Below are 24229 nucleotides of genomic sequence, written 5' to 3' on the forward strand. Positions count from 1 at the left end.
CCTGCCTGCCCGGGGCACTCCGGATCGGCAAGCGTCGCTTACACCCCGGAGGCGGATGGCCTCCAGATTATCGAGTGGTCCCAATAGGGTCTAGCTGCTGTGCCGCGTTTTGTCGAGTGGCGGTGGCAAGCCCGTGATGGAATAAACCATGGCAGCTGATCGCTAAGGAGCAGTGGCGGCTTTGGTTTCGGTACGGGCTTAAAGCTGGGTCGCCAGCCGGTGCGCCAGTCGCAACAGTTCGTCGGCATGTTCCAGCCCTTCGATAAAGCGTTGCGGAATGCCCGCCAGGCCGGTCTGGGCGCCGGCCAGGGTGCCGGTGAGGATGGCGCGCGCCTGATTCTGCCCGCCGCCATTCACCGCATGGAGCACGGCGGCCTCGAAGTCGTTATGGAAGCGGGCCGCCAGGTAGTAGGCGGCCGGCAGCTGATGGTAGATGGCACAGGGCATGCCGTACACCAGGGATACCTTCCAGGCCGGCTCGATGCGAATGCCGGGATCCGCGGCGGCGGCGGCCATATAGGAAGGGGTGAGCAGGGCGTCGGGCGAGGCGAAACGACCGGCAGGGGAGGGCTCGGGCTCACCCGGGCGGGGCGGCTGCAACCGCTTGCCGGTCACGGAGTGAAAGGGCAGTTCGCCGCTCTTGACCAGCCCCATCAGCTTGTCCGACAGACCGGTATCCAGGCTGTGCCCCTGCACCAGCAGCCCGGTGACCGCCCCGAACGCCACCGTCATCGACACCAGGGTGTTATCGACCTGGGTCAGTACCGTGTTGGCGGCCACGGCGTCGGCCAGCCGGGCCGGTTGCAGGGCATAGCGTACGGCGATGGCCAGGGTGCGCTCTATGGCCTCGGTGGTGTCGGCATGGCCGCCGGTCTTCCCCCAGGGCCGCCCCTGCTGCACCCGTTTGCGCCAGGCGTCGCGGATCGACTGGCTGGTGTAGCCGCCGGGTCCCTTGAACGGCGTGCCGTCGAGCAGCGGGAACAGCTGTTCGTCCATGCGGCGGCAGAAATCCGCCTCCTGATAGCCGTTGCACTCCACCAGGGAGCTGAGCAGCAGTTCGAGGATGATCCCCGCCTGGGAAAGCTGCCCGGCTTTAAGGCCATCATGGTAACGACCGGGTCTGGGATCCGTATAACCGTCGATCCAGTCGCCGTAGTCCCGGCGCAGCTCGGCCAGGTCGTAATACCAGTGGGGGCCCAGGCCCAGGGCATCGCCGATAAAGGCACCCATGATGGCGCCGGCGGCGCGATCCCGGATACGCGAGGGGGACGGCATGGCTCACTCCCTGTATGAATAACCGACTGTTACCTGATTCTAGACTCAGGGCGTGCGCTTCACACCATGGCCCGGCGGTTGCCGAAAATGGGAGCGGGGCTTGAGGCAGCCGGCGGCAGCGGTGCTAAGCTGAAGTTCAGGTTTTGGCTATCAGGACACGCCGTCATGCTTCGGCCCCAGCTCGCCCCCCGTCAGCTTGCCCACCAGCACCTTCGCCTGGAAGGGGAATTGGGTGTGCTGTGCTGGAACACCCAGAAGCTGACCCTGGACGGCGATTTCCGGCGCTGCCTGACCCGGCTGATGGGGCAGTTTCCGACCGCGTTGTTGCTGTTGCAGGAAGCCAAGCTGGCGATGAATGGCGGGTTGCGGCTGGAGGGCTGGTCTTATGCGGTATCCCCCAACATTCAGACCCATTCACACCTGTTCGGGGTGCTCACCGCCGCCCGCTGCGCCTTCGACGAGGTTGCGGCCCTGCTCAGCCACACCCGCGAGCTGAACTTTGCCACCCACAAGAGCCTGATCCTGACCCGCCACCCCCTGGCGGATCAGCGGCAGCTGCTGGTGGCGAACATCCATGCCATCAACTTCGTGCGTCACGGGCTCTTCTATAACGAGATAGCGGCCCTGAAACGGGAGTTGTTCCAACACCGGGGGCCGCTGATCGTGGCCGGGGATTTCAATGTCTGGAACAAGAAACGGCGGCGCTACCTCAGCGACTTCTGCTGGGAGATGGGGCTGGCCCAGGCGGTGATGGAAGATCCCCACCATATCAAGAGCCTCTTCCGCCAGCCCCTGGATTTTATCTTCTACCGGGATCTGACCCTGCGCTCGGCCATTGCCATCGACACCCAGGTGGTGTCCGACCACAACCCCATCTATGCCCGCTTTTCCCTTTCGGAAAAGCCGGGTTGATCAATCACCCCGGGCGGCATTGGCATTTTTTGCCGCTATCCACTGGGACATATATTTGGTGCTCATCATGGAATGATGCCTGAGCATGCCGCCGGTGAAGTTGTCCAGGCGATGTTCTGCCAGGTTGTTTGCCGTTGCGGCTATCCTGGCGATCAGCCCGGCACCCAGGGTTTGGCCGTCGTATCGCGCAGTCAATAACGCGTTCCCGTTTCTCTGGGCCTGGCGCCATGCCCGCTCATCCCGGTACAAGGCCACCGCCGCGTTGGCGAACGCGGCCGCATCATCCGCAATCACCCCCGGCCAGGGTTCCAGCTCGTGCATGCCTTCGCTGCCCACCGAGGTGGTGATGCTCGGCGTCTGCATGATCATGGCATCCAGCAGCTTGCCCTTGATGCCGGCGCCGAAGCGCAGCGGCGCCAGACAGACGCGGGATTGTTCCATTACCGCAAAGGCATCGGCGGCCCAGCCCTTGATCAGGAAGCCGGTCTTGGGGTTATGCAGCGCCGTGGCCTTGGGGGGCGGGTAGGAGCCATAGATATGCAGCTCGGCATCGGGCAGCCGTTTGCGGATCAAGGGCCAGATGCTTTGCAGGTAGAGCACCGCATCCCAGTTGGGGGCGTGGCGGAAATTGCCGATGGTCATAAAGTGCCGGCGTTCACCGAAAGGGGCTGTTTCGGCCGGGCAGCTTGCCAGATCCACCATAAACGGCAGCCGGTGCAGCAGGCGGGCGTCGACCTTGAAGGTATCGATCAGCAGTGCCATCTCGAAGCCGGAGATGATCAGCGACAGATCGCTGCGCAAGATGGCGGCAATCTCCCGCCGGGCGATGTCGTTGAACAGATCCGCCCGGGTCATGGCCCGGCCCGCCTTGTGGGCCTGATGGCGGCCATGGCGCAGGCACTGCAGGTCTTCGGTATCCAGTATTCTCAGGGCGTCGGGACAGTGCTTCTCGACCCGCCAGCCGAACTGTTCTTCCATCATAAAACGGTCGAACATGACGATATCGGGCCGGTATTCGGCCACATAGGCATCGAAACTGTCGCAATTCAGCGCTATGGCCCTGCTTGAAATCCCTTCGCGGGACAAATCCACCATATGCTCGGTCGGCTGTGCCGGGGTGGCGAACTCCACCTGCCAGCCCTGCCGCCTGTACAGCCGCAGCAGCGACAGCATATGGCTGCCCGCGGCGGAGGAGTTGGGCTCGGGCCAGACATAGCCGATCACCAGTACTTTTTTCATTTCATTGTTTTCCTGTTTCCGGCAGTACTTTTTTCAAAAGCCGTCGATTTCGTCGGCGGTCAGGTGGCGCCACTGGCCCGGCCCTATGTCCAGGCGGATGTTGCCGATCTGTTCCCGGTGCAGGCTGAGCACCCGGTTGCCGACGGCCGCGAACATGCGTTTCACCTGGTGGAAGCGACCTTCGGTGAGGGTCAGCAGCGCCTCATTGGGGCCGACCACCTCCAACCCGGCCGGCAGGGTCGGGGAGGTTTCCCCCTGCAACAGCAGGCCCCGGGCAAATCGGGACGTCACCTCGTCCGCCAGCGGGTCGCGCAGGCCGACCCGGTACACCTTTTCACACCGTTTTTGGGGGCTGATGATATTGTACGACCAGCGGCCGTCGTCGGTGACCAGCACCAGGCCGGTGGTGTCCGCGTCCAGGCGGCCGACGATATGCAGATCACAGGTCTTGTCCAGCCCGAGCCGATGCAACAGCGACGGATACACCCCATCCACATTCGAGCACTGGGTGCCGGGCGGCTTGTGCATCATAAGATAACGCGAAGGCCGGGCGATCAGCCGCCGGCCGTTAAGGGTAATGTGGTTGTTTTCATGGACCTGGGTCGCTTCGGTGGTGATCAGGGCACCGTTGACGCGCACTTGGCCGGCGTGAATCACCCTTCTGGCGTCGGCCCGGGCCAGCGCGGTGCTCTTGCAAAGAAATTTATCGAGGCGCATGACAGGCCACATTCAGCAACAAAGGGCCATTATCGCACAGCTTTGCCGGGCTGTGGCTCCCGCACCCGGGTCAGCAGGGCGGCGCCGACCACAAACAGCACCAGCAGGCTGAGGATGGATACCCGGTTGCTGCCGGAGATCAGCGCCACCAGGCCGACCAGCAGGGGGCCGAGCACCGCCGCGAACTTGCCTATCATATTGAACAGGCCGAAGTAGGCACCCGCCTGATCGGCGGGGATCAGCCGGGAATAGAAGGAGCGCGACAGCGCCTGCACCCCGCCCTGCACCAGGCCGATGGCGGCGGCCATCATAAAGAACTGGGACACGGTCTGCAGGTAATAGCCCCAGGCGGTGACCCCCACGTAGACCAGCAGGCCCAGGTAGATGGCCTTGCGGGTGCCGATCCGCTCGCCCAGGTAGCCGAAGCCCACGGCGGCGGGAAAGGCGATGAACTGCACCATCAGCAGGGCGGCGATCAGGCTGTTGCTGTCGAAGCCCAGGGCCATGCCGAAGTCCACGGCCATGCGGATGGTGGTATGCACCGCATCTATGTACAGCCAGTAGGCGAGCAGGAAGGTGAGTACGCCCGGCCTGGCCAGCGCCTGCCTGAGGATGGCGAGCAGGCCGGCGAAGCTGGTGTCGGTGTCGGCCATGGCGGGCCGTTCCCGCACCCGGATAAACAGCGGCAGCGCGAAGACCGTCCACCATACCGCCACCATTACGAAGGACAGCTTGACTGCCTGGGCCGCGGACGCCAGGCCGAACCACTCCGGCTTGGTGGCCATGACCACATTGACCGCGAACAGCAGGCCGCCGCCGAGGTAACCCAGGGCATAGCCCCAGGCCGAGACCCGGTCACTGTCTTCCGGGCCGGCCACGTCCACCAGCAGGGCATCGTAGAAGGTGAGGCCGCCGAAGAAGCCCACGCTGGCCGCCGCGAACAACAGCGCCGCCAGCAGCCACTGGCCTTGGCCGGCCCAGAACAGCCCCAGGGTGGGCAGTACCCCGATCAGGGTGAACAGCAGCAAGAAGCGTTTCTTGGCCCCCCGGCGGTCGGCGATGGCGCCGAGCCAGGGCGAGAGCAGCATCACCAGCAGGCTGGCCGCCGAGCTGAACAGGCCCAGCCAGAAGGTGCTGTGGGTGGCCGCCATCTCGCCGGCCCAGTATTGCTTGAACAGCACCGGGAAAAATCCGGCCAGCACTGTGGTGGCGAAGGTGGAGTTGGCCCAGTCGTACAGCGCCCAGGCCCAGGCGGCGCGGTTGTGTTGCAGGGAAATGCCCATATGGATCGTCCTGTTGCTGTGCGCCGGCGGCGGCCGGGGCGGTTAGGAATGTGGCAAGCTGTCGAGAACCGCCAGCATGGCCGGTGAGATGTCCGTGTGATGATGGATCATCTTCCAGCCGTCGCCTTCTCGCTGATAGAGGTTGGTGACCCTGTGCTCGATGGCGACCCGTTGGTCGGCGAGGGTGATTTGGCCTTGTTCGACGCCGGTTTCACAGGCCAGCTCCCCGGCGATGTGGATGCGCTGCTGGTGCAGCTCGACCTTGCCTCCCGAGGCCAGCCGGGCGACCTGCTCGAATGATGCCCTGACCGCATCCCAGCCGACCTGCCGGCCCCCGATGGGGTGCAGGGCGGTGACCATGGCCCCCTGGGACCAGACAGCCGCCATTGGCTTGGCGTCGCCGTTGGCCATGCGGGTAAGGGCCGCATAGAAGCGCAGGGATATGGTGCGAACTTCGTCTTCCGGTGACATAGGGCTCTCCTTGAGTGGCTGGTCGCGCCGGGCAGCTCCAGGCTTGCCCCGGGCGTTATTCTCTATTCTGGTCGCGATTGCGGGCCGCCACAAATTTGCCGGGGTGTTTTTATCGACGGAGGCCGAGCGCCTGATACCTTTAGACTAATGACTTTTCCATGGCGAGATGGGGGATCCCCGCCTCCATAAATTCCTCGCTGACGGGCGTGAACCCCAGCCCGGCATAGAAACCGATGGCCTGCCGCTGGGCCCCCAGGTACACCCGCGGATATCCCCGGCGTGCTGCACCAGCTTTGCACCCAGCCCCCGGCCCCGATAGTCCCGCAGGATGGCGATGCGCCCGATATGGCCATCGTCCAGCATGCGGCCGGTGCCCACGTAGGTTCCCTCTACCGCCACCAGCGCATGTATCGCCGAGCCGTCCAGGCCGTCGAATTCCAGCCCGGGATCGATGTTCTGCTCACCGATGAACACGGCATCGCGGATGGCGCGAATAGGCGGTTGGTAGTCGGCGTCGAAGGCGACGATGGTCAGATCCGGCATGGTGGTTCCTTTTTTATCAAATGGTTCTGACACTCGGGGCGAGTATCTGAGCTGAGGATCGCTCATCGAATAATAATTAGGTGTCGCATGACACTGATTAATATATCATCTTATCAAAGGCTTGGGCCGGGTATTGAGGGTAAAGAAGAGGGACGCGAGTGAGAATGGATCTGGAAAGTGTGGTTGTTGAGAATGGGGTGGAAGTCATGTACCGGTATAAATATCTACCGTTTAATGAGTACAGCCTGAAGACGATCACCGAAGGTACGCTCAAGTTCACTTGCCCGCTGGACTTCAACGACCCTTTTGATTGTTCACCCGCCTATGACCCTAAAAGCATTGACAATTTGCATAAGTATCGCCCTGATTTACTTAAAAAAGTTGGTGACTCTAAAGGCTTAAGCCCTGCTAAACGAATAATGAACCGGGGACGCTTTGTTCAGAATATCCGTAATGTGGTGGAGTCAGGGGAATATGTGAAAACCCTTGTTTCTGGTATCAGTGTATTTTGTGTCAGTCGTACTCCAAATAATACTCTGATGTGGTCCCATTACGCTGATCACCACCGGGGTTTCCTGGTGGAGCTAAGAATCGCTATGGATACGCCGGATCATCATTTGACGAACTTGATACCTTACCAGGTGAGCTATCAAGATAAACGGCCCATTGTTAATTGGGCTACTGCTTGCGGAAAAAACTTAGAAGAGTACTTCTATACTAAGAGCCGTGACTGGGACTACGAGCAGGAAGAGCGGGTAATCAATCCTGGACAGCGTTCCGGCATATATCCCTATTCAAGGGAACATTTTCTCTGCTCGGTAATTGCAGGTGCCAGGATGAGCCCTGATGACCACCAACAGCTCCAGCGGGCGGTAACCCAAGCCTCTAGTGATATCGGTAAGACCATACCGCTCTATCAAGCCAAACTCGCCACCCACTCCTATCGGGTGTACGTACCTGACCATCCATTCCCAGAAGTCAGCCGCGAGATTTGATAAAAACAGACCACCATGATTATCAAATCTTATGGCGGGCTTTTTCAAACTTCGCGGCGGGCTACACTGATGGGGACGGGTTAATGGGCACTATACCATCGGGGCAGGCCTGCCATGCCCGGCATGCGGTAATCGCGGACAAGGGTTTTGCCTATCACTACTTGGGAATTGCCTTGCAGCCCGGCTTTCACCGGGCTTATCAAACAACTTTGACCTTACTTTTTCTTCTGCAGTGCGGCGGCCAGGGCCGCGCCCATGGCGCCTTGGGGGGCCGGCTGCTCTTTGCGGGCGGGGCGATTGCCGGCTTGGCTCTTGCCTCCGCCACGGTTGGCACCCTGGCTCCGATCGTCCCGGCGCGGTGCGGCCTTACCCTCGGCATGCTCGGCGGCGCTTTGCTCCAGGCGCATGGTGAGCGCGATGCGCTTGCGCTGCAGATCCACCTCCAGCACCTTCACCCGGACGATATCGCCGGCCTTGACCACCTCGCGCGGGTCCTTGATAAAGCGGTCGGTCAGCGCCGAGATATGCACCAGGCCGTCCTGATGCACGCCGATATCCACGAAGGCGCCGAAGTTGGTGACGTTGGTGACCACCCCTTCGAGCACCATGTCCGGGATCAGATCGGCGGGCTTTTCCACCCCGTCCATAAAGCGGGCGGTCTTGAACTCGGGGCGCGGATCCCGGCCGGGCTTGTCCAGCTCCTTCAATATGTCCTGCACCGTGGGCAGGCCGAAGTGCTCATCGGTGTAGTCTTTCGGGTTCAGGGTCTTGAGCAGGCCGCTGTTGCCGATAAGGGTGTTCACCGGCTGCTGTAGTTTGCCCAGGATGCGCTCCACCACCGGATAGGCTTCGGGATGCACGGAAGAGGCGTCGAGCGGGTTTTTGCCGTCGCGGATGCGCAGGAAGCCGGCGCACTGCTCGAACGCCTTGGGCCCCAGGCGCGGCACCTTGAGCAGTTGCTTGCGCTCGCGGAAGGCGCCCTGCTCGTCGCGGAAGGCGACGATATTCTGGGCCAGGGTCGGGGTCAGGCCGGAGACCCGCGCCAGCAGCGGCGCCGAGGCCATGTTCACGTCCACGCCCACGGCGTTCACGCAGTCTTCCACCACCGCATCCAGGTTGCGGGCCAGCTGGCTCTGGGACACGTCGTGCTGGTACTGGCCCACGCCTATGCTCTTGGGATCGATCTTCACCAGCTCGGCCAGGGGATCCTGCAGCCGGCGGGCGATGGATACGGCGCCGCGCAGGGAGACGTCCAGATCCGGGAACTCGTTGGCGGCCAGCTCGGAGGCGGAATACACGGAGGCGCCGGCCTCGCTGACCACCACCTTCTGTAATTTAAGCTCCGGGCTTTGCTTGATCAGCTGCTCCACCAGCCGTTCGGTCTCGCGGGAGGCGGTGCCGTTGCCGATGCTCACCAGGCTGACATTATGGCGGCGGCACAGCTCATCCAGGGTGCGCAGGCTCTGCTCCACCTTCTTGTGGGGTTCGAAGGGATAGACGGTGGCCTGCTCCAGCAGCTTGCCGGTGCTGTCGACCACCACCACCTTGACCCCGGTGCGGATCCCCGGATCCAGGCCCATGGTCACCCGGGCGCCGGCGGGGGCGGCCATCAGCAGATCCTGCAGGTTGAGGGCGAACACCTTGATCGCCTCGGCCTCGGCCTGCTCCCGGGCCTGGCCCAGCAGCTCGGTTTCCATCTGCAATGAGAGTTTCACCCGCCAGGTCCAGCTCACTACCCCGGCCAGCCAGGCATCGGCGGCGCGGCCCTTGTTCTGCCAGCCCACATGGCGGGCGATTATGGCCTCGCAGGGATGGCTGTCGGCCTCGGTTTCCACCACCAGGCTCAAGGAGAGCACGCCTTCGTTGCGGCCGCGCAGCATGGCCAGCAACCGGTGTGAGGGCACCTTGCCTATCGGCTCCTGGTGTTCGAAGTAGTCCTTGAACTTGGCGCCGCTCTGCTCCTGCCCGGCGATGACCCGCGCCTGCAGCTGGCCGTGCTGCCACATATGGCGGCGCACCGCTTCCAGCAGATCCGCCTGCTCGGCGAAGCGTTCCATCAGTATGTATTTGGCGCCGTCCAGCGCCGCCTTGGCATCCGCCACCCCGGCATCGGCATTGATAAACTGCTCGGCGAGGGCCTGTGGCTCCCGGGTCGGGTCGTCGAACAGGCTGTCGGCCAGCGGCGCCAGCCCGGCTTCGATGGCAATCTGGCCCTTGGTGCGGCGCTTGGGCTTGTAGGGAAGGTAGAGATCTTCCAGCCGGGTCTTGGTGTCGGCGGCCAGCAGCTCTTTTTTGAGTGCGTCGGTGAGCTTGCCCTGTTCCTCGATGGACTTGAGGATAACGCCACGCCGGTCTTCCAGCTCGCGCAGGTAGCCGAGCCGGCTGTCCAGGTTGCGCAGCTGGGTGTCGTCCAGGCCGCCGGTCACCTCCTTGCGGTAACGGGCGATAAAGGGCACGGTGGCGCCTTCGTCAAGCAGGCGCACGGCGGCGTCGACCTGCTGTTGCGATACGGCCAGTTCAAGGGCCAGGGCGTGATTGATGTTGGTCATAATATCCGGGCTCCGGGCGGGGCGGCGGCATGTGCCTCGCCGATAACAGAAAGTAGGAGAGCGTTGAAAAAACAGCAGCCAGACCCAAACGCAGACCCGCCGTAAACCCCTCCCTGGGGGCTCCGCCGCGTCGTCCCTGGCGCGGAGGGTCTGTTTATTGGCTCCTGGCTACTGTTCAACATGCTGCAGCTTTTAAAGCCGATCACTCAAAGGGAATGTACTGGATCTTGTTGATATACCACTCTTTCAGGCCGGACGGGGTTTGCACCTGCACCTCGTCGTCCACCTGCTTGCCGATCAACGCCCGGGCCATGGGTGAGTTGATGGTGATGTGGTTGTTCTTGGTGTCGATCTCGTCGGTGCCGACGATGCGATACCAGACGATGTCACCGGCGTCATTCTCCAGCTCTACATAGGCGCCGAAGAACACCTTGCCGTCCTGACGCGGATCGTAATCGACGATTTTCAGCGCCTCCAGCCGTTTCATCAGGAAGCGGATGCGGCGGTCGATTTCACGCAGCCGCTTCTTGCCGTAGATGTATTCGGCGTTCTCGCTGCGATCGCCGAGGGCGGCGGCTTCCGACACCGCCTGGGTGACCGCCGGGCGCTCCACCTTCCACAGGTATTTGAGCTCGTCGTCCAGCTTGTGCCAGCCGGCGCGGGTGATCAGGTTGGTTTTCATACGGATATGTTCAATGGCCTGATAAGTGAGGGCTATTGTGTCCCAGCGCAGGGGAAGAAGGAAGCCCCCCGGGTCAGGGGGCAAAAGGCCAACGGCAGTATGTGGTGCCTTGTTATTCCCAGGCGGGGAAGGGATCGGGCAGCTGCCGCCAACCCGGCTGGCCCGGATGCATTTCCCGCTCGGTGAGCAGGCAGGCGTCCAGCTGGCGGCGCAGTGCCTCTTCGCTCAGGCCCTGGCCGATGAACACCAGCTCCTGGCGTCTGTCGCCGTAAGGCTCCTGCCAGCTGGCCATGATATGTTCCAGGCTTTCCTCGTCTTCCGGCCAGTCTTTGCGGGGAACCGCCTGCCAGAACAGGCCGGCCCCGCCGTGGTAGGCGATGCCGCCGGCCTGGTTCCACTGGCCGGCAAAGTCCGGGCGGCTGGCCAGCCAGAAAAAGCCCTTGGAACGCAACAGCTTACCCTGCTGGTCGGAGCGGTGCAGAAAGTCGAAGAAGCGCCGGGGATGGAAAGGGCGGCGGGCGCGGTACACAAAGCTGCTGATGCCGTATTCGTCGGTTTCCGGTGAGCGTTCGCCGCGCAAGGTCTTCAGCCAGCCCGGGGCGCGGGCGGCACGTTCGAAGTCGAAGCGATGGGTACAGAGTACCTTTTCGATGTCCACCCGGCCCTGGCGGATGGGCAGGATCTCAGCCTCCGGATTCAGCTGTGTCAGTATGGCGGTGAGCTCCGCCAGCTGGGCGGGCGTGACCAGATCCGTCTTGCTGACCAGCAGCAGATCGCAGAATTCCACCTGCTCGATCAGCAGATCGGTCACGCTGCGTTCGTCATCTTCTCCCAGGCTTTCGCCCTGTTCCTGCAGGGTTCGGGCCTGGTTGAAGTCGGCCAGAAAGTTCACCGCGTCGACCACTGTCACCAGGGTGTCCAGCCGGGCGAGATCGTTCAGGCTGGTACCGTCTTCATCGGCGAAGGTAAAGGTCTCGGCCACCGGCAGCGGTTCGGAGATGCCGGTGGACTCGATGACCAGGCAGTCGAAACGACCGGCTTCGGCCAGTCGGCGCACTTCTATCAGCAGGTCTTCGCGCAGGGTGCAGCAGATGCAGCCGTTGCTCATTTCCACCAGCCGGTCCTCGCCCCGGTGCAGGGCCACCTGCTGGTGAACGGTGGCGGCGTCGATGTTCACCTCGCTCATGTCGTTGACGATCACGGCGACGCGCAGGCCCTGGCGGTTGTTGAGTATATGATTGAGTACCGTGGTTTTACCGGCGCCGAGAAAGCCGGACAGCAGGGTAACGGGTAAACGGGAATGGCTCATTGTGATTGCCCCACTGGGTTGCGATGGCTTATGATTAATTGATTTGTTATAACATAACACATTCGTTTTCATGCAGTCATCAGGGAGTTCGAGTCGGCCATGAACATCACCGAACAGTCGTTGTCCTGTTCCGCCCCCGTGAGTGTGCAGGGCGGAGAGCCCGCCACACTCACCAGAATCTATGATCCCGGGTGCAACCTGGCGGTGTGGCGTCGAACCCTGCCGGTCGAGGTGGCAGCCTATGTGCAGAAACTTATGCAGCTGGACCGGCGGGTGAGCGTGCGCGGTCTGCTGACACCCGAGACGGTGATGGATGAACTACATGCCCGCTTGCCGGATTTGCCCGGCCGTGAGGCGCTGGCCGCCGACATCCGGCTGCTGGTGGAGATGTTTGCCTGTCTGTTCGGGCTGTCGCGGGTAGGGGTGCGCCTGGCCAGCCTGCAAACCGCCATGTGTCCGCGTTTTCATGTGGACAGGGTGCCCTGCCGGCTGGTGACCACCTATTCCGGTCCCGGTACCCACTGGCTCAACCAGCAGCAACGGGACCAGTTGCTGGAACAGCAAGGCAAGGAGCCCGAACGGTGGCAGCAGCTGGCGGTGGGCGAGGTGGCTTTGTTGAAGGGAGAGGCCTGGGAGGATAATGACGGCGAAGGTCTCTGGCATCGTTCGCCGCCGGTGCCTACCGGCTACGGCCGGCTGTTCCTGTCGCTGGATGTTGCCGACTAGCGGCGAGCCCTATCAGAGCTGCCGAACCCGAGGAACCTGATTCGGCAGAAATGAGGATGGGCCCGTCGTGCGGGCCTGGGATATTGGCGGGGGATTAATCCTGCCGGGCCGCCTCCTGGCTGCGCTTGGCGAAGGATATCGCATAGGCGGGGGGGCGGGCGTGCAGCACGGGATCATCCGAAGGCTTGACCCCGTCCGACAGTCGCAGCGGATCGAAGTTGATCGTGCGGCAGGCGGCAGTGGCGTCGGTTTCCACCGCGTGCAGCCGCAGGGTACCGGCCTGGATCACCCGATGGGGACCGGTCCAGGGCTGGCTGGGATCGGTGAGCTGATCGTCCTCGTTGGCCAGGGTGAGCTCCATGCGCCAGTGGATGTCACCGCTGTCCAGCCGGTCCTGCAACCTGTCCTGCAAATAGTCGGCGCCGAGCGATTCGGCCTGCTCGTTGCTCAGGTAGGCCTCTTGGTCCTCTGCGGGAATGAAGGCCCAGCGCACCGGGGTGGCCTTGCCGTCGGCGGTTTCCAGGATAAAGGTATTGATGCTGTTGTAGCTCAGCCGGTGATAGCCGGCGGGGATGCGGGATTGGCCCGCCAGCGCCTGCTTGAGTCGCTGGGTCTCGGGAAAGGCCTGCTCAAAGGCCTGTACCTTGGCGGGGTCCGGCTTGCCGGTGGCCGGATCCGGGGTGGTGGCCAGCTGCTTCTGCAGGAAGCCTTCGGGGCTCGCCACATCGAAGAAGGGGAGATCCAGCATGGCCATCTGATGCAGCTGGCCGTCGGGCAGGGTAAAGCGCAGGGCCATGCCGTGGCCATTGGGTTTGTTGTCGGGGGCATGCAGGTTGCCGCCTGCCTGGGAGAAGCGGCCGATAACGGGGATGGCGTTGCCCTGGAACAGCGGGCTGCGGCTCAGGGCTGCGGCCTCGGCGGTGGACTGAAATTCACCGCTGAAGCAGATGCCCTTGGTGTGGTTGCGCCGTTCGCCCGGGTAGACGCCGAACTTGTTTTCCATGGCCGTCACTATCTGGTCGGGGGTAGCGGCGGCATTGACACCGAGGGGCAGGCCGGCACAGAGTACGGAAACGGCCAATGGCAACGCGGATAACTTCATGATCTTCCCTTATCTAGTCAGTAATTGAGACCGAAGGGACCGAAAACCGCTGGAGAAACTTTCGGAGCTTGTGAATTTTTTGCCGCCCAGCCTGCCTGAACCGGATGGATAAGCCAACGGCTCAGTCAAACTCAACCGTTCGAAAGTGCGGATTGTCGATGCCCGCCTCCATCCTTGCCACAGACGCCAGGACCACCAGGCGTTCCGCATCATCGACCCTGAGCTTGATGCATTCTTCCCGGTTGTCATTACGCTGAGTATCGAGGGCGATGCCGGCAATTTCGGCGCCGGATGTCAGGGTTAACCTGATCGGATACTGATACAGGCACGCAATCTCGATATAGTCATGCTGCTCGCAGCTCATCATTATACGGCTCCTCTTGGCTGAATGATTACCTTATAGCAGGGTGGCCGATAATGTCATAAAAAAGCCCCGGACGATGCCGGGGCAATCAGGATGGCAGGCCGACATCACTCCTCGGGAATGGCCGCGATCACCGAGATTTCCACCAGCAGTTCGGGGCTGGCCATGGCGGCTTCCACGCAGGCCCGCGCCGGGGCGTGACCGGCGGGCACCCAGGCATCCCATACCTGGTTCATCTCGGCGAACAGGCTCATGTCTTTCAGGTAGAGGGTGGCGCTCAGCAGGTGCCGGCGGTCGCTGCCGACCTCGGCCAGCAGGGCGTCGACCTTGGCCAGCATGGTGCGGGTCTGCTCGGCGATGCCCTGGCTGCGATCTTCGGCCACCTGGCCGCAGAGGTAGACGGTGTTGTTGTGAACCACGATGCGGCTCATGCGCTCGGAAGTGTGGTGGCGTACTGGGGGCATGGTGTCTCCTGATGATATGAAGGCCGCCGTGTCGGGCACGGCGGCCGGTGTTACGGTTGCTTCCGGTCGGCATCGTCCAGGCCGGCCAGTTCTTTCAGGGTCAGCGGCTTGATCGGCGAGCGGATCCGGTAATAGCCCACTTCCGCCGGCGTGGTCTGGCGGGTGTCGGCGATCAGCTGCGCCACCGTCAGGCCGCACATGCGGCCCTGGCAGGGGCCCATGCCGACCCGGCTGAAGGCCTTGGTCTGGTTGGGGCCGGTGCAGCCCAGCCGGGCGTAGCGGCGGATGTCACCGGCGGTGACTTCTTCGCAGCGGCAGACCAGGGTGTCATCGGCAGGCCGCAGGAACTCCCCGGCGGGCCGATAGAGCACATCCAGGAAGGGGCGGATGGCCAGTACCGGGGCCAGGGCCCGGCGCACCGGCGCCGCCAGCCGGTCCCGCTCATTGGGGCTCATGCGGCCTAGCTGGCGGGCCACCTGCCAGGCGGCCAGGCGACCGGCCTGTTCGGCGGCGACGGCACCACCGATGCCGGCGCCGTCACCGGCGATGAAGATACCTTCGATGTCGGTCTCGCCCCAGGCGTCGGTAGCCGGGCGCCAGCACAGCTGCAGCTCATCCCACCGGTGGTCGATGCCGATGGCCCGGCTCAGCTGGACATTGGGCACCACGCCCTGGTGCACCAGCAGGCTGTTGGTGTCCAGGGACTGCTCCCGGCCTTTATGGCGAAAGCGCACCCGGGTCAGCTTGCCGCTGTCATCGGCCTCGGCCCGCAGGTCGCCGACCCGGCTCAGGCAGGGCACGCCGGAGCGCTTCAGCTTCGCCAGATAGCCCAGGCCCTTAAGCAGCATCTTCCAGCCGCGCAGGGCACCGCCCAGATGACGGCCGGCCTCGAGGTAGTTTTCTTTGGGGGTGGTGTCGAGCACCGCGGCGATGGTCACCCCGGCCCAGTGCAGCTGCAGGGCAATCAGCAGCAGCAGCGGGCCGCTGCCGGCCAGCACCAGGGGAGTCGGGGGCGTCAGGCCGCTGGTCTTGAGCATGATCTGGGCGGCGCCGCAGCTCATGACCCCGGGCAGTTGCCAGCCGGGGAAGGGCGCGGGCCTTTCCTGGGCGCCGGTAGCCAGCAGTATCCTGCGGGCCTGCAGGGTGCGTGCTCGGCCCTGGACCGACAGCCGGACCTCCCGCGCTCCAGTGATTTCCCACACGGTAGTGGACGCCATATAGTCGACCCGGGCGGCCTTGAACGGCGCCAGCAGGCTGCGACCGTGGTAGTAGTCCGCGCCCAGTATGCCTTCATCCCGGAGGGCGGGGGCCGAGATGGCCCTGTATATCTGGCCGCCGGGGGCGGCCTGTTCGTCCAGCACGGCAACGGTCAGGCCCTGTTCGGCGGCGGCGCTGGCGGCGGCCATTCCCGCCGGTCCCGCGCCGACGATCACCAGATCATACTGCTTCATGAAAGTCTCCCACTGTCATCTCACGGGCGCCCGACTGACGACGCACCTTCATGCCTTCGGCCACCTGCACCATGCAGCCCTGCACGTTGGCCAGACCATCGACCTCCACCAGGCACTCGAAACAGACGCCCATCATGCAGTAAGGGGCCCGGGGGCTGCCGGACACCGGGGTGGTACGCGACGGAATACAGCCGGCCGCGAGCAGGGCGGCGGCCACCGAATCGCCCTCCCGGGCGTTAAAGGGCCGGCCGTCTATCTCTATGGTGACGGTGTCGGCGGTCGCCGTGGCCAGCCGGTTAAAGGGGGAATCGGTCTGCACTGAACGCCTCCAGGGAAATATCGATGTCTTTGCCGAGCAGCCAGTCGACCAGGGGGCCGGCGTGAACGGCGCCCAGGGTCACGCCGCTGTGACAGGTCACCACATAGGCGCCCGGATATTGGGCCGACTGCTGATAGATGGGGTAGCCGTCCGGGGTCATTACCCGCAAGGCGCCCCAGGCGCGGATCAGCCGCACCTTTTCCAGCGCCGGATACATGCGGATGGCGCGGGCGGCGATCTTGCCGATTTCCTCGGCGGTGGTGCCGGTGTCGAGGCCCACATCTTCCTTGGAATCCCCCAGCTGGACGGTGCCCTCACCGGTCTGGCGCACATGCCCGGTGGGATAGCTGATAAAAGGCCTGAGCCGCTCGGTGATCAGCACCTGGCCACGGTTGGGCTCCACCGGCGCGTGCAGGCCCAGCTGGGGGGCCAGGGCCTTGTTGCCCAGTCCGGCGGCCAGCACCAGCTGGTTGGCCCACAGGCGGGTGTCGCTCAGCTGGACGTCGAAGCCGCCGCCCCGTCGTGGCTGGATGCGCTGCACCGGCCGGCCGTTGATTAGCCGGCCGCCGCGGGCGGCAAAGGCCTGATGCAGGGCATTGAGCAGCAGCAGGGGGTTGAGGTGGCCGTCCATCGGCGACCAGGTGGCGCCGGCGATGTCGGACCCCAGGGCCGGCTCTTTGGCCCTGGCCTGGGCGGCGCTCAGCACCTCGAAGGGGTAATCGCCCCCGGCCTGCTGTTGCATGCGGGCCAGCATCTCTGCCCGCTGCCGCAGGGCGTCCTGCTCCAGGCAGATATAGAGGCCGCCCTGCTGGCGAAGCTCGATATCGATGCCGGTATCTTGTTGCAGGCTGGCCGCCAGTTCGGGCCAGAGCCGGGCCGACAGCCGGGAAAGCCGGGCATACTCGGGGCAGGTATCACCCTTGCCCTGTACCCAGACCAGGCCGAAGTTGCCGCGGGACGCCCGCAGCGCCTGATCGCCTTCGTCGAAGACGGTGACCCTTTTGCCCTGGCGCAGCAGGCCGTAGGCCAGGGACATGCCCACCAGGCCGCCGCCGATAATGGCCACATCGGTCTCACCGGGGTTGTCATGGTTGCGAACCGACATCCTGTTCTCCTTTGGCAAATAAGTAAGCCGGGCCGGTCAGGCCCGGGGGTGTTATTTGAACTGAGCCAGAACCTGCTCGGCCCAGTCCTGGCCGATATCCTTCATGATCTCGGGCCAGATCTGCTCGCGGGCGACATCGGCATAGGCCTGGATGTCGGCGTCGGTGACCTCCACTATGGTGGCGCCGGCGTCGGCCAGGCGCTGCTCGTAGGCGGCCTGATCGGCCCGGGCTGACTCCCAGCGGCGCCGCTCGAAGTCCTGGGCGGCCTGATCCAGGGCGGAACGCTCGTCTTCATCCAGACTCGCATAGCGCTCGGCATTGATCTGCAGGAACCAGACCTCGAAGTGGGTGTTGAGCGGCACATAGGATTTGGTCACGTCGCGGAACGAGGCATAGTAGCCTTCGGCACCGGAGCCCATGACGCCGTCCACCACCCCGGTCTGCACCGCGGTAAAGGCTTCGGAGAAGGGCAAGGGCGCGCCGATAAAGCCGGTGTTGTCGGCCAGCATCTGGAACGATTTCATCGGCGGCACCCTCAGCTTGGCACCCTTGCCGTCGCTCGGATCGGTGACGTTCGCCACTTCCTTGTTGAGGGCGATGCCGCCGAAGTAGACCGGCCAGGCCGCCAGCACCTTGATGTCCTGCTCCCGGTACAGCTCGTCTATGGTGTTGCGCAGCGTCGAGCCCGGCGCGTAGGCGGTCCTGGCGTCGTCCCAGTTTTTCACCATATAGGGCATATAGATGACCTGAAAGCGCTTGTCGGCGGTGGAGGAGGGCGGCTGTACCGCCATGTCGATGGCGCCCAGGCCGACCCGCTCCTGCACCACCGTGTAGTCGCCGAGGGCGTTGGCCGGATAGATCTTGAGCTTGAGCTCGCCGTCGGTGGCCGCCTTCAGCGCATCCGACAGCCGCTGTACGTCCAGGTCGATGGCGGTGCCCTGGGGCCGCACATGGGAAATCTTCAGGGTATCGGCTGCCGCGGCGGTGCCGGCCAGGGTCAGTGACAGCAGCAGGCTCTTGGCCAGGGTGGTGTATTGGGTCCGTGTTTTCATCTTGCTCTCCTTGAGGATCAGTAGCCAAACAGGCCAGGTATATATTCAGAAAGATCCGGCCATACCGAGACCAGCACCACCACCGGCAGGTAGCCGAACAGCAGCAGGATCATGGCGGGCTTAATCAGTTGGGTGAAGGGCACCTTGCCGATGCGCGCACCCATGTAGAGGATGCTGGCATAGGGCGGGGTGACGCCGCCCATGGCGGTGTTGACGCCCATGATGGCGGCAAACTGGATGGGGGTGACGCCGATGGCGGCCATCAGCGGCAGCAGCAGGGGCGCGGTCAGGATGATGGCGGTCACGTCGTTGACCACCATGCCGATCAGGAACAGGAACAGGTTGATCATGATCAGCAGCAGTACTTTGTCGGTGGTGATCTCGAAGATGGCGTCCACCAGGGCCTGGGGGATGTCTTCCATCACGTAGATCTGGCTGAGCATCAGGCTGAACAGCACCATGATCAGGATGGCCCCCACCGCGGTGGCTGACTCCTTGCCGGATTCGATAAAGGTACGCCAGGTCAACCCCTTGTAGATCATAAAGCCCACCGGGATGGCATAGATCACGGCGATGGCCGCCGCCTCGGTGGGGGTCATGATGCCGCCGTAGATGCCGCCCAGGATGATCACCGGCATCAGCAGCGCCGGCAGGGCGTGCACGGTGCGTGCGGCGCCTTCCCGGATGGCCTCGTTAAAGGGCTTGGGATCGTCCAGCACCAGCGGGAACTTGCGCGCCATCACCAGGTTGACCAGGGAGAAGTTGAGCATGATCAGCAGTCCCGGGCCCAGGGTGGCCAGGAAGCTGGCGAGGATCGAGGTCTCGGTTACCCAGCCGTAGACGATCATGGTCACGCTCGGCGGGATCAGCAACCCCAGGATGGAGGAGTTGGCGATCAGCGCGGTGGCATAGGCGCGGGGGTAGCCCTGGCGCTCCATCTCGGGGATCAGCAGGGGGCCGATGGCGGCGATGCCGGTCAGGCCGCTGCCGGAGATGGCACCTATGATGGCGCAGCTGACCGATGCCACCACCCCCAGGCCGCCGCGGATGCGGCCGACGAACAGGTTGACGAACCTGAGCAGGCTGCCGGCGATGCCGCTGACGCTCATCAGGGTACCGGCAAACACGAACAGCGGCACCGCCAGCAATACGGGCGTGGCCAGCTGGTTGAAGCCCCACAGCATGGTACCTTTCATGGTGGCGTCACCGAGCAGGCTCATCACCATCAGGCCGGCGCCGAAGCAGAACGGCAGCGGCACCCCTATGGTGAGCAGGATAACGAGCACGGCAAAGGCCAGGATGGCGATCTCAACCATGGAACTTCTCTCCTTTTTGTTGTTCCCTGAGCAACTCGAACTCGGTCACCTCGACCGGCTCCGGAATGGTATCGACCCTGTGGGCCTCGCCGCCGGCCAGCAGGGCCTGCAGGTGCTTGAGCAGATACCAGCCGACATAGAGGGTCATCACCGCCAGCCCCAGGAACAGGGCGGATTCATAGACGATGGTGGGGATATAGAGGGTCGGGCTTTCCTTCCAGACGCGCCTGGCGTACTTGAAGTAATCCCAGGCCCACCAGGTCAGCCAGCCGGAGATGATCAGGCTGATGGTTTCCGACACCACTGCCAGCCATCGGCGGGCCCGGTCGGTTTTGAGGAACACCTCCAGCACATTGGCGCGGATCTGGGTGTTTTCCCGGGAGGCATTGACCGCCCCCAGAATGTAGAGCCACATGGTGGGGATCAGCGCCATTTCTTCGAGCCCCATCAGTGGCGTTTCGAACACATAACGCGAGACCACCTGCACGGCCTGAAATCCGGCCACTATGGTGATCAGCAGGGTCAGTGTGTATCTGAATACCGTTTCCATATGCTTGTCCTTGTCCGTTACGCCTGCAGAAACCGGTGTTGATCAGCTTTTCTGCCTGTTGTTCATTTTGATGTCACAGAGTAATAACAACAAATCGTTTTTTGTGAGCTTTGTATAACACTATGTTATTTTGCTGGTGTCGAATCATCTCAGGGAGCGGACAGTGGCCAAGTTAAGCTATCGGCAGGTAGAAGCCTTTCGGGCGGTGATGATCGCCGGCACCACCACGGGGGCGGCGGAGCTGCTCTATATCTCTCAGCCGGCGGTGAGCCGGTTGCTCAATGATTTTGAAGCCGCGGTGCAGGTCAAGCTGTTCGAGCGCCATCACAAGCGCCTGGCCCCGACCCCGGAAGCCCTGCTGCTGTTTGAAGAGGTGGAGCGCTCCTTCGTCGGTATCGACCGGCTGGCGACCATGGCGGAGGAGCTGCGGGATTTCCAGCGCGGCAGCCTCAAGGTGGCGGCCATGCCGGCCATCGCGCTCGGGTTTCTGCCCAGGGTGATGCAGACCTTCAGCGAGCAACACAAGGGCGTCACCCTGACCCTGCAGGTGCGCAGTTCCCAGCAGGTCGCCGACTGGATAGCGACCCAGCACTTCGATATCGGCATCGGCGCCGTCAATGTCGCCGATCCGTCGCTGTCGATGGAGATGCTGGGCGAGGCGGCGCTGATCTGCGCCCTGCCGGCCGGGCATCCCCTGGCCGCAAAAGCGGTGATCGTGCCCGAAGATCTGAAGGATCAGCCATTTATCTCCCTGGGGCCGGAGCAGAGCGTGCGCTACAAGGTGGATGAGGTGTTTGAAAAGGCCAGGGTCAGTCGCCAGCTGGTGTTCGATACCCAGCTCTCCCATGTGGCCTGCTCCTTTGTCGATGCGGGGGCCGGTGTCTCCCTGGTAGACCCGATCACCGCCCTGCATTTCCCGTCCGGTAACCTGGTATTCCGACCGTTCGAACCCTGGGTGTCTTTTTCGTACCACCTGATGTACCCGGCCCACAGGGCCAGATCCCGGGCCACCCAGGAATTCAGCCAGTTGTTGAAGGAGGAATTAAGGAAGCTGGTGGCGAACTCGGGAGGACTGCTGAAGTTGCGGGGGACGAATAAAAAAGCCCCGGGCGATGCCGGGGCTTGATGGCGGGTTATCGGCTGGCTTACAGCTGGGGACCGGCGGCCACCAGGGCCTTGCCTTCTTGGGTGTCGGTGAACTTCTCGAAGTTGTCGACGAAGCGCTTGGCCAGATCCTTCGCCTTGCCGTCCCACTCGGTCGGATCGGCATAGGTGTTGCGAGGGTCCAGGATGGAGCCGTCTTCCACGCCGTTCAATGCGGTCGGGATCGCCATGTTGAAATAGGGCAGTTCAACGAACTCGGCATCTTCGATGGAGCCGTCGAGGATGGCATTGATGATGGCACGGGTCGCCTTGATGGAGATCCGCTTGCCGGTGCCGTTCCAGCCGGTGTTGACCAGGTAGGCTTCGGCGCCGACCGCATCCATGCGCTTGGCCAGTACGTCGGCGTACTGGGTCGGGTGCAGGCTGAGGAAGGCGGCACCGAAGCAGCTGGAGAAGGTCGGGGTCGGCTCGGTAATGCCACGCTCGGTACCGGCCAGCTTGGCGGTGAAACCGGACAGGAAGTGGTACTGGGCCTGCTCGCGGGTCAGCTTGCTGACCGGAGGCAGCACGCCGAAGGCGTCGGCGGTCAGGAAGATCACCTTCTTGGCATGGCCGGCCTTGGACACGGGCTTGACGATATTGTCGATATGATAGATGGGGTAAGAGACCCGGGTGTTCTCGGTCTTGGAGCCATCATCGAAGTCGATGGTGCCGTCTGCCTGCACGGTCACGTTTTCCAGCAGCGCATCGCGGCGGATGGCGGCATAGATTTCCGGCTCGTTTTCCTGGCTCAGCTTGATGGTCTTGGCGTAGCAGCCGCCTTCGAAGTTGAACACGCCGTCGTCGTCCCAGCCGTGCTCGTCATCGCCGATCAGCTCACGCTGGGGATCGGTGGACAGGGTGGTCTTGCCGGTGCCGGACAGGCCAAAGAAGATGGCCACGTCGCCGTCTTTGCCGACGTTGGCGGAGCAGTGCATGGAGGCGATGCCTTTCAGCGGCAGCAGGTAGTTCATCATCGAGAACATGCCTTTCTTCATTTCGCCGCCGTACCAGGTGCCGCCGATCAGCTGGACCCGCTCGGTCAGGTTGAAGGCGACGAAGTTTTCGCTGTTCAGGCCCTGCTCTTGCCAGTTGGGGTTGGTGCACTTGGCACCGTTCATCACCACGAAGTCGGGCACGAAGCCGGCCAGTTCTTCTGCTGTCGGGCGAATAAACATATTTTTAACAAAGTGGGCCTGCCAGGCCACCTCGGTGACGAAACGCACCGAGAGGCGGGTGTCCGGGTTGGCACCGCAGTAGGTGTCGACCACGAACAGGCGCTTGCCGGACAATTGCTGGGTCACCAGCGCTTTCAGCTGGTTCCAGGTTTCGGTGGTCATCGGCTTGTTGTCGTTCTTGCCCTGATCGGCCCACCAGACGGTGTCGCGGGTGACGTCGTCGCGGACGATGTATTTATCCTTGGGAGAGCGACCGGTGAAGATACCGGTATCGACAGAAACGGCACCCAGGTTGGTCACTACGCCTTTTTCATATCCTTCCAGATCCGGGCGGGTTTCTTCGGCAAACAATTGCTCATAGGAAGGGTTATGAAGGATTTCGGTTACATCATTAATACCGTATTGGGAAAGGCCTAATTGTTCCGCCTTGGATGTCATTGTTTTCTCCTGGGTTACAGAGGGTGGTGTTTTTATTAGTGTAATTTTGGGAGCCGAAGAATATCAGCAATGGGGGAAAATTTAGGGGATCAGCTTCAAAATTTGCAATTTTTCGCAGCGAAATAAGACCAAAGGGGCATTTCGCCCCTAATTAATAAAATAAAACGTTAATGCAGCGTGGTTGAATCATTAAATATTTGCTGCAGGTCGGTATTATCAAAGCGATAAGAATTGCCGCAATAGTCACAGTGCATTTTTATCTGGCCCTGCTCCCTCAATAGTTCGAGGGCCTCGGCGTGGCCGAGCTGGAGCAGGGCATTTTCGCTTTTTTCCCGGGAGCAGGTGCACTTGAAACTTACCGGCTGGGGCTCGAATACCCGTACCGTTTCCTGGTTATAGAGGCGGTACAGCACGTCCTGGGCATCCAGCCGCAGCAGCTCTTCCGCCTTGATGGTCTGGGTCAGGGCCTGCAGGTGTTCAAAGTCCTGATTTTCATCCGTGTCTCCGTTGGGCAGGGCCTGCAGCAGCATGCCCGCCGCCGTCGGTTGAGCGGCGGTCAGTTCGGTAAACAGCCAGATGCGGGTGTTCAGCTGTTCGGACTGGGCAAAATAGTTTTCCAGGCTGGCGGCCAGGGAGTCCGCATCCAGTTCTATGATGCCCTGGTAGCGCTCCCCTTCATCCGGGGTGATGGTAATGGCCAGGTAGCCCTTGCCGACCAGCTCGGCGAGTTTGTCGCTGTTGGGTACCTGGCCTTCCCAGCGGGCCACGCCGCGCAGCTGTTGCCGGTGGTCGCCGTTGATCACCGCAAGCTTCACAGGACCATCGCCCTGCAGCTGGACCGTGATATGCCCTTCAAACTTGAGGGTGGCGGTCAGCAGGCTGGTGGCGACCAGCAGCTCGCCCAGCAGCCGCTGTACCGGCGCCGGGTAGTCCTGGGAAGACAGTATCTGCCGGTAGCTGTCGCTCAGGCGGACGAGCTCGCCCCGTACCTGATAGTGATCGAAGAGGTAACGATAAAGCTGGTCATTGTGTGTCATATAGGCAG

Annotated in this window: 23 protein-coding genes and 1 pseudogene; 4 read left to right on the forward strand and 20 right to left on the reverse strand. The window is 62.8% G+C overall.

Annotation, left to right across the window (positions count from 1 at the left end):
• Nucleotides 1-198: 198 nt before the first annotated feature.
• Nucleotides 199-1275, reverse strand: a complete 1077-nt coding sequence (locus ABD806_RS13105; RefSeq protein ID WP_344958701.1) for an ADP-ribosylglycohydrolase family protein — start codon at nucleotides 1273-1275, stop codon at nucleotides 199-201.
• Between the two features lie 165 nt (nucleotides 1276-1440).
• On the opposite strand from ABD806_RS13105, the gene ABD806_RS13110 reads away from it, so the two are divergent.
• On the forward strand, nucleotides 1441-2187 hold the full coding sequence (locus ABD806_RS13110) for an endonuclease/exonuclease/phosphatase family protein (RefSeq protein ID WP_344958703.1): 747 nt from the start codon (nucleotides 1441-1443) through the stop codon (nucleotides 2185-2187).
• On the opposite strand, the gene ABD806_RS13115 is transcribed toward ABD806_RS13110, so the two are convergent.
• The 5 genes and pseudogenes from ABD806_RS13115 to ABD806_RS18050 form a co-directional block, all read right to left on the reverse strand.
• Nucleotides 2188-3426 (reverse strand): glycosyltransferase, encoded by a 1239-nt coding sequence (locus tag ABD806_RS13115; protein WP_344958705.1) that lies wholly within the window; start codon nucleotides 3424-3426, stop codon nucleotides 2188-2190.
• 33 nt (nucleotides 3427-3459) lie between these two features.
• Nucleotides 3460-4143, reverse strand: a complete 684-nt coding sequence (locus ABD806_RS13120; protein WP_344958707.1) for a pseudouridine synthase — start codon at nucleotides 4141-4143, stop codon at nucleotides 3460-3462.
• A gap of 29 nt (nucleotides 4144-4172) precedes the next feature.
• A complete protein-coding gene (locus ABD806_RS13125; protein WP_344958709.1) occupies nucleotides 4173-5426 on the reverse strand; it encodes an MFS transporter in 1254 nt (417 codons plus the stop codon).
• Between the two features lie 42 nt (nucleotides 5427-5468).
• On the reverse strand, nucleotides 5469-5897 hold the full coding sequence (locus ABD806_RS13130) for a YybH family protein (RefSeq protein WP_344958711.1): 429 nt from the start codon (nucleotides 5895-5897) through the stop codon (nucleotides 5469-5471).
• A 139-nt stretch (nucleotides 5898-6036) separates the two neighbouring features.
• Nucleotides 6037-6506: pseudogene (locus tag ABD806_RS18050) on the reverse strand (GNAT family N-acetyltransferase).
• Between the two features lie 98 nt (nucleotides 6507-6604).
• Between ABD806_RS18050 and ABD806_RS13145 the strand changes: the two are divergent.
• Nucleotides 6605-7435 carry a DUF2971 domain-containing protein gene (locus ABD806_RS13145; RefSeq protein ID WP_344958715.1) on the forward strand — a complete coding sequence of 277 codons (831 nt, stop codon included), beginning with the start codon at nucleotides 6605-6607 and terminating at the stop codon, nucleotides 7433-7435.
• A gap of 215 nt (nucleotides 7436-7650) precedes the next feature.
• Here the strand turns inward: ABD806_RS13145 and ABD806_RS13150 are convergent, their stop codons facing one another.
• From ABD806_RS13150 to zigA, 3 genes are all read right to left on the reverse strand, one after another.
• Complete coding sequence (locus ABD806_RS13150; RefSeq protein WP_344958717.1) at nucleotides 7651-9984, reverse strand: Tex family protein; 2334 nt, start codon at nucleotides 9982-9984, stop codon at nucleotides 7651-7653.
• 202 nt (nucleotides 9985-10186) lie between these two features.
• Nucleotides 10187-10666 carry a transcription elongation factor GreB gene (gene greB / locus ABD806_RS13155; RefSeq protein WP_344958719.1) on the reverse strand — a complete coding sequence of 160 codons (480 nt, stop codon included), beginning with the start codon at nucleotides 10664-10666 and terminating at the stop codon, nucleotides 10187-10189.
• A 112-nt stretch (nucleotides 10667-10778) separates the two neighbouring features.
• Nucleotides 10779-11975: a zinc metallochaperone GTPase ZigA gene (gene zigA / locus ABD806_RS13160; RefSeq protein WP_344958721.1), complete on the reverse strand. Its 1197-nt coding sequence runs from the start codon at nucleotides 11973-11975 to the stop codon at nucleotides 10779-10781.
• Nucleotides 11976-12074: 99 nt separating this feature from the next.
• Here zigA and ABD806_RS13165 point away from each other — a divergent pair, with 99 nt between their 5' ends.
• Nucleotides 12075-12701 carry a DUF1826 domain-containing protein gene (locus ABD806_RS13165; RefSeq protein ID WP_344958724.1) on the forward strand — a complete coding sequence of 209 codons (627 nt, stop codon included), beginning with the start codon at nucleotides 12075-12077 and terminating at the stop codon, nucleotides 12699-12701.
• Nucleotides 12702-12795: 94 nt separating this feature from the next.
• Here the strand turns inward: ABD806_RS13165 and ABD806_RS13170 are convergent, their stop codons facing one another.
• The 9 genes from ABD806_RS13170 to ABD806_RS13210 all read right to left on the reverse strand — a co-directional run bounded on the left by ABD806_RS13170 (nucleotide 12796) and on the right by ABD806_RS13210 (nucleotide 20425).
• Nucleotides 12796-13803: a catalase family peroxidase gene (locus ABD806_RS13170; protein WP_344958726.1), complete on the reverse strand. Its 1008-nt coding sequence runs from the start codon at nucleotides 13801-13803 to the stop codon at nucleotides 12796-12798.
• Between the two features lie 121 nt (nucleotides 13804-13924).
• Nucleotides 13925-14170, reverse strand: a complete 246-nt coding sequence (locus tag ABD806_RS13175; protein WP_344958728.1) for a Rho-binding antiterminator — start codon at nucleotides 14168-14170, stop codon at nucleotides 13925-13927.
• A 104-nt stretch (nucleotides 14171-14274) separates the two neighbouring features.
• Nucleotides 14275-14631, reverse strand: a complete 357-nt coding sequence (locus tag ABD806_RS13180) for a RidA family protein (RefSeq protein ID WP_344958730.1) — start codon at nucleotides 14629-14631, stop codon at nucleotides 14275-14277.
• 50 nt (nucleotides 14632-14681) lie between these two features.
• Complete coding sequence (locus tag ABD806_RS13185; RefSeq protein ID WP_344958732.1) at nucleotides 14682-16082, reverse strand: FAD-dependent oxidoreductase; 1401 nt, start codon at nucleotides 16080-16082, stop codon at nucleotides 14682-14684.
• Nucleotides 16069-16401, reverse strand: coding sequence for a (2Fe-2S)-binding protein (locus ABD806_RS13190; protein ID WP_344958734.1), 333 nt, complete (start codon nucleotides 16399-16401; stop codon nucleotides 16069-16071). The genes ABD806_RS13185 and ABD806_RS13190 overlap by 14 nt, the downstream gene beginning before the upstream one ends.
• On the reverse strand, nucleotides 16379-17506 hold the full coding sequence (locus ABD806_RS13195) for an NAD(P)/FAD-dependent oxidoreductase (protein ID WP_344958736.1): 1128 nt from the start codon (nucleotides 17504-17506) through the stop codon (nucleotides 16379-16381). The genes ABD806_RS13190 and ABD806_RS13195 overlap by 23 nt, the downstream gene beginning before the upstream one ends.
• A gap of 51 nt (nucleotides 17507-17557) precedes the next feature.
• The gene (gene dctP / locus ABD806_RS13200; protein ID WP_344958738.1) at nucleotides 17558-18559 is read right to left on the reverse strand and encodes a TRAP transporter substrate-binding protein DctP; all 1002 of its coding nucleotides are present in this window, start codon (nucleotides 18557-18559) and stop codon (nucleotides 17558-17560) included.
• A gap of 17 nt (nucleotides 18560-18576) precedes the next feature.
• A complete protein-coding gene (locus tag ABD806_RS13205; protein ID WP_344958740.1) occupies nucleotides 18577-19875 on the reverse strand; it encodes a TRAP transporter large permease in 1299 nt (432 codons plus the stop codon).
• Nucleotides 19868-20425, reverse strand: coding sequence for a TRAP transporter small permease (locus ABD806_RS13210; protein WP_344958742.1), 558 nt, complete (start codon nucleotides 20423-20425; stop codon nucleotides 19868-19870). Before ABD806_RS13210 ends, ABD806_RS13205 begins: the two co-directional genes overlap by 8 nt.
• Before the next feature lie 163 nt (nucleotides 20426-20588).
• On the opposite strand from ABD806_RS13210, the gene ABD806_RS13215 reads away from it, so the two are divergent.
• On the forward strand, nucleotides 20589-21551 hold the full coding sequence (locus tag ABD806_RS13215; protein ID WP_344958744.1) for a LysR family transcriptional regulator: 963 nt from the start codon (nucleotides 20589-20591) through the stop codon (nucleotides 21549-21551).
• Between the two features lie 19 nt (nucleotides 21552-21570).
• On the opposite strand, the gene pckA is transcribed toward ABD806_RS13215, so the two are convergent.
• Together pckA and hslO are read right to left on the reverse strand one after the other, a co-directional pair.
• Nucleotides 21571-23184: a phosphoenolpyruvate carboxykinase (ATP) gene (gene pckA / locus ABD806_RS13220; RefSeq protein ID WP_344958746.1), complete on the reverse strand. Its 1614-nt coding sequence runs from the start codon at nucleotides 23182-23184 to the stop codon at nucleotides 21571-21573.
• A 167-nt stretch (nucleotides 23185-23351) separates the two neighbouring features.
• A complete protein-coding gene (hslO, locus tag ABD806_RS13225; RefSeq protein WP_344958748.1) occupies nucleotides 23352-24221 on the reverse strand; it encodes an Hsp33 family molecular chaperone HslO in 870 nt (289 codons plus the stop codon).
• Nucleotides 24222-24229: the final 8 nt, after the last annotated feature.

The organism is Zobellella aerophila, from assembly GCF_039539325.1.
In the GTDB taxonomy this organism is placed as follows: Bacteria; Pseudomonadota; Gammaproteobacteria; order Enterobacterales; family Aeromonadaceae; genus Oceanimonas; species Oceanimonas aerophila.

What these genes read in the sequence shown, in the direction of transcription:
- ABD806_RS13150 (WP_344958717.1), bottom strand. Translation starts at nt 9,984, where the DNA reads ATGACCAACATCAATCACGCCCTGGCCCTTGAACTGGCCGTATCGCAA.
- ABD806_RS13130 (WP_344958711.1), bottom strand. Translation starts at nt 5,897, where the DNA reads ATGTCACCGGAAGACGAAGTTCGCACCATATCCCTGCGCTTCTATGCG.
- ABD806_RS13175 (WP_344958728.1), bottom strand. Translation starts at nt 14,170, where the DNA reads ATGATGAGCTGCGAGCAGCATGACTATATCGAGATTGCGTGCCTGTAT.
- ABD806_RS13105 (WP_344958701.1), bottom strand. Translation starts at nt 1,275, where the DNA reads ATGCCGTCCCCCTCGCGTATCCGGGATCGCGCCGCCGGCGCCATCATG.
- ABD806_RS13165 (WP_344958724.1), top strand. Translation starts at nt 12,075, where the DNA reads ATGAACATCACCGAACAGTCGTTGTCCTGTTCCGCCCCCGTGAGTGTG.
- pckA (WP_344958746.1), bottom strand. Translation starts at nt 23,184, where the DNA reads ATGACATCCAAGGCGGAACAATTAGGCCTTTCCCAATACGGTATTAAT.
- ABD806_RS13115 (WP_344958705.1), bottom strand. Translation starts at nt 3,426, where the DNA reads ATGAAAAAAGTACTGGTGATCGGCTATGTCTGGCCCGAGCCCAACTCC.
- ABD806_RS13110 (WP_344958703.1), top strand. Translation starts at nt 1,441, where the DNA reads ATGCTTCGGCCCCAGCTCGCCCCCCGTCAGCTTGCCCACCAGCACCTT.
- hslO (WP_344958748.1), bottom strand. Translation starts at nt 24,221, where the DNA reads ATGACACACAATGACCAGCTTTATCGTTACCTCTTCGATCACTATCAG.
- zigA (WP_344958721.1), bottom strand. Translation starts at nt 11,975, where the DNA reads ATGAGCCATTCCCGTTTACCCGTTACCCTGCTGTCCGGCTTTCTCGGC.
- ABD806_RS13195 (WP_344958736.1), bottom strand. Translation starts at nt 17,506, where the DNA reads ATGTCGGTTCGCAACCATGACAACCCCGGTGAGACCGATGTGGCCATT.
- ABD806_RS13210 (WP_344958742.1), bottom strand. Translation starts at nt 20,425, where the DNA reads ATGGAAACGGTATTCAGATACACACTGACCCTGCTGATCACCATAGTG.
- ABD806_RS13205 (WP_344958740.1), bottom strand. Translation starts at nt 19,875, where the DNA reads ATGGTTGAGATCGCCATCCTGGCCTTTGCCGTGCTCGTTATCCTGCTC.
- ABD806_RS13145 (WP_344958715.1), top strand. Translation starts at nt 6,605, where the DNA reads ATGGATCTGGAAAGTGTGGTTGTTGAGAATGGGGTGGAAGTCATGTAC.
- dctP (WP_344958738.1), bottom strand. Translation starts at nt 18,559, where the DNA reads ATGAAAACACGGACCCAATACACCACCCTGGCCAAGAGCCTGCTGCTG.
- ABD806_RS13185 (WP_344958732.1), bottom strand. Translation starts at nt 16,082, where the DNA reads ATGAAGCAGTATGATCTGGTGATCGTCGGCGCGGGACCGGCGGGAATG.
- ABD806_RS13180 (WP_344958730.1), bottom strand. Translation starts at nt 14,631, where the DNA reads ATGCCCCCAGTACGCCACCACACTTCCGAGCGCATGAGCCGCATCGTG.
- ABD806_RS13120 (WP_344958707.1), bottom strand. Translation starts at nt 4,143, where the DNA reads ATGCGCCTCGATAAATTTCTTTGCAAGAGCACCGCGCTGGCCCGGGCC.
- ABD806_RS13170 (WP_344958726.1), bottom strand. Translation starts at nt 13,803, where the DNA reads ATGAAGTTATCCGCGTTGCCATTGGCCGTTTCCGTACTCTGTGCCGGC.
- greB (WP_344958719.1), bottom strand. Translation starts at nt 10,666, where the DNA reads ATGAAAACCAACCTGATCACCCGCGCCGGCTGGCACAAGCTGGACGAC.
- ABD806_RS13125 (WP_344958709.1), bottom strand. Translation starts at nt 5,426, where the DNA reads ATGGGCATTTCCCTGCAACACAACCGCGCCGCCTGGGCCTGGGCGCTG.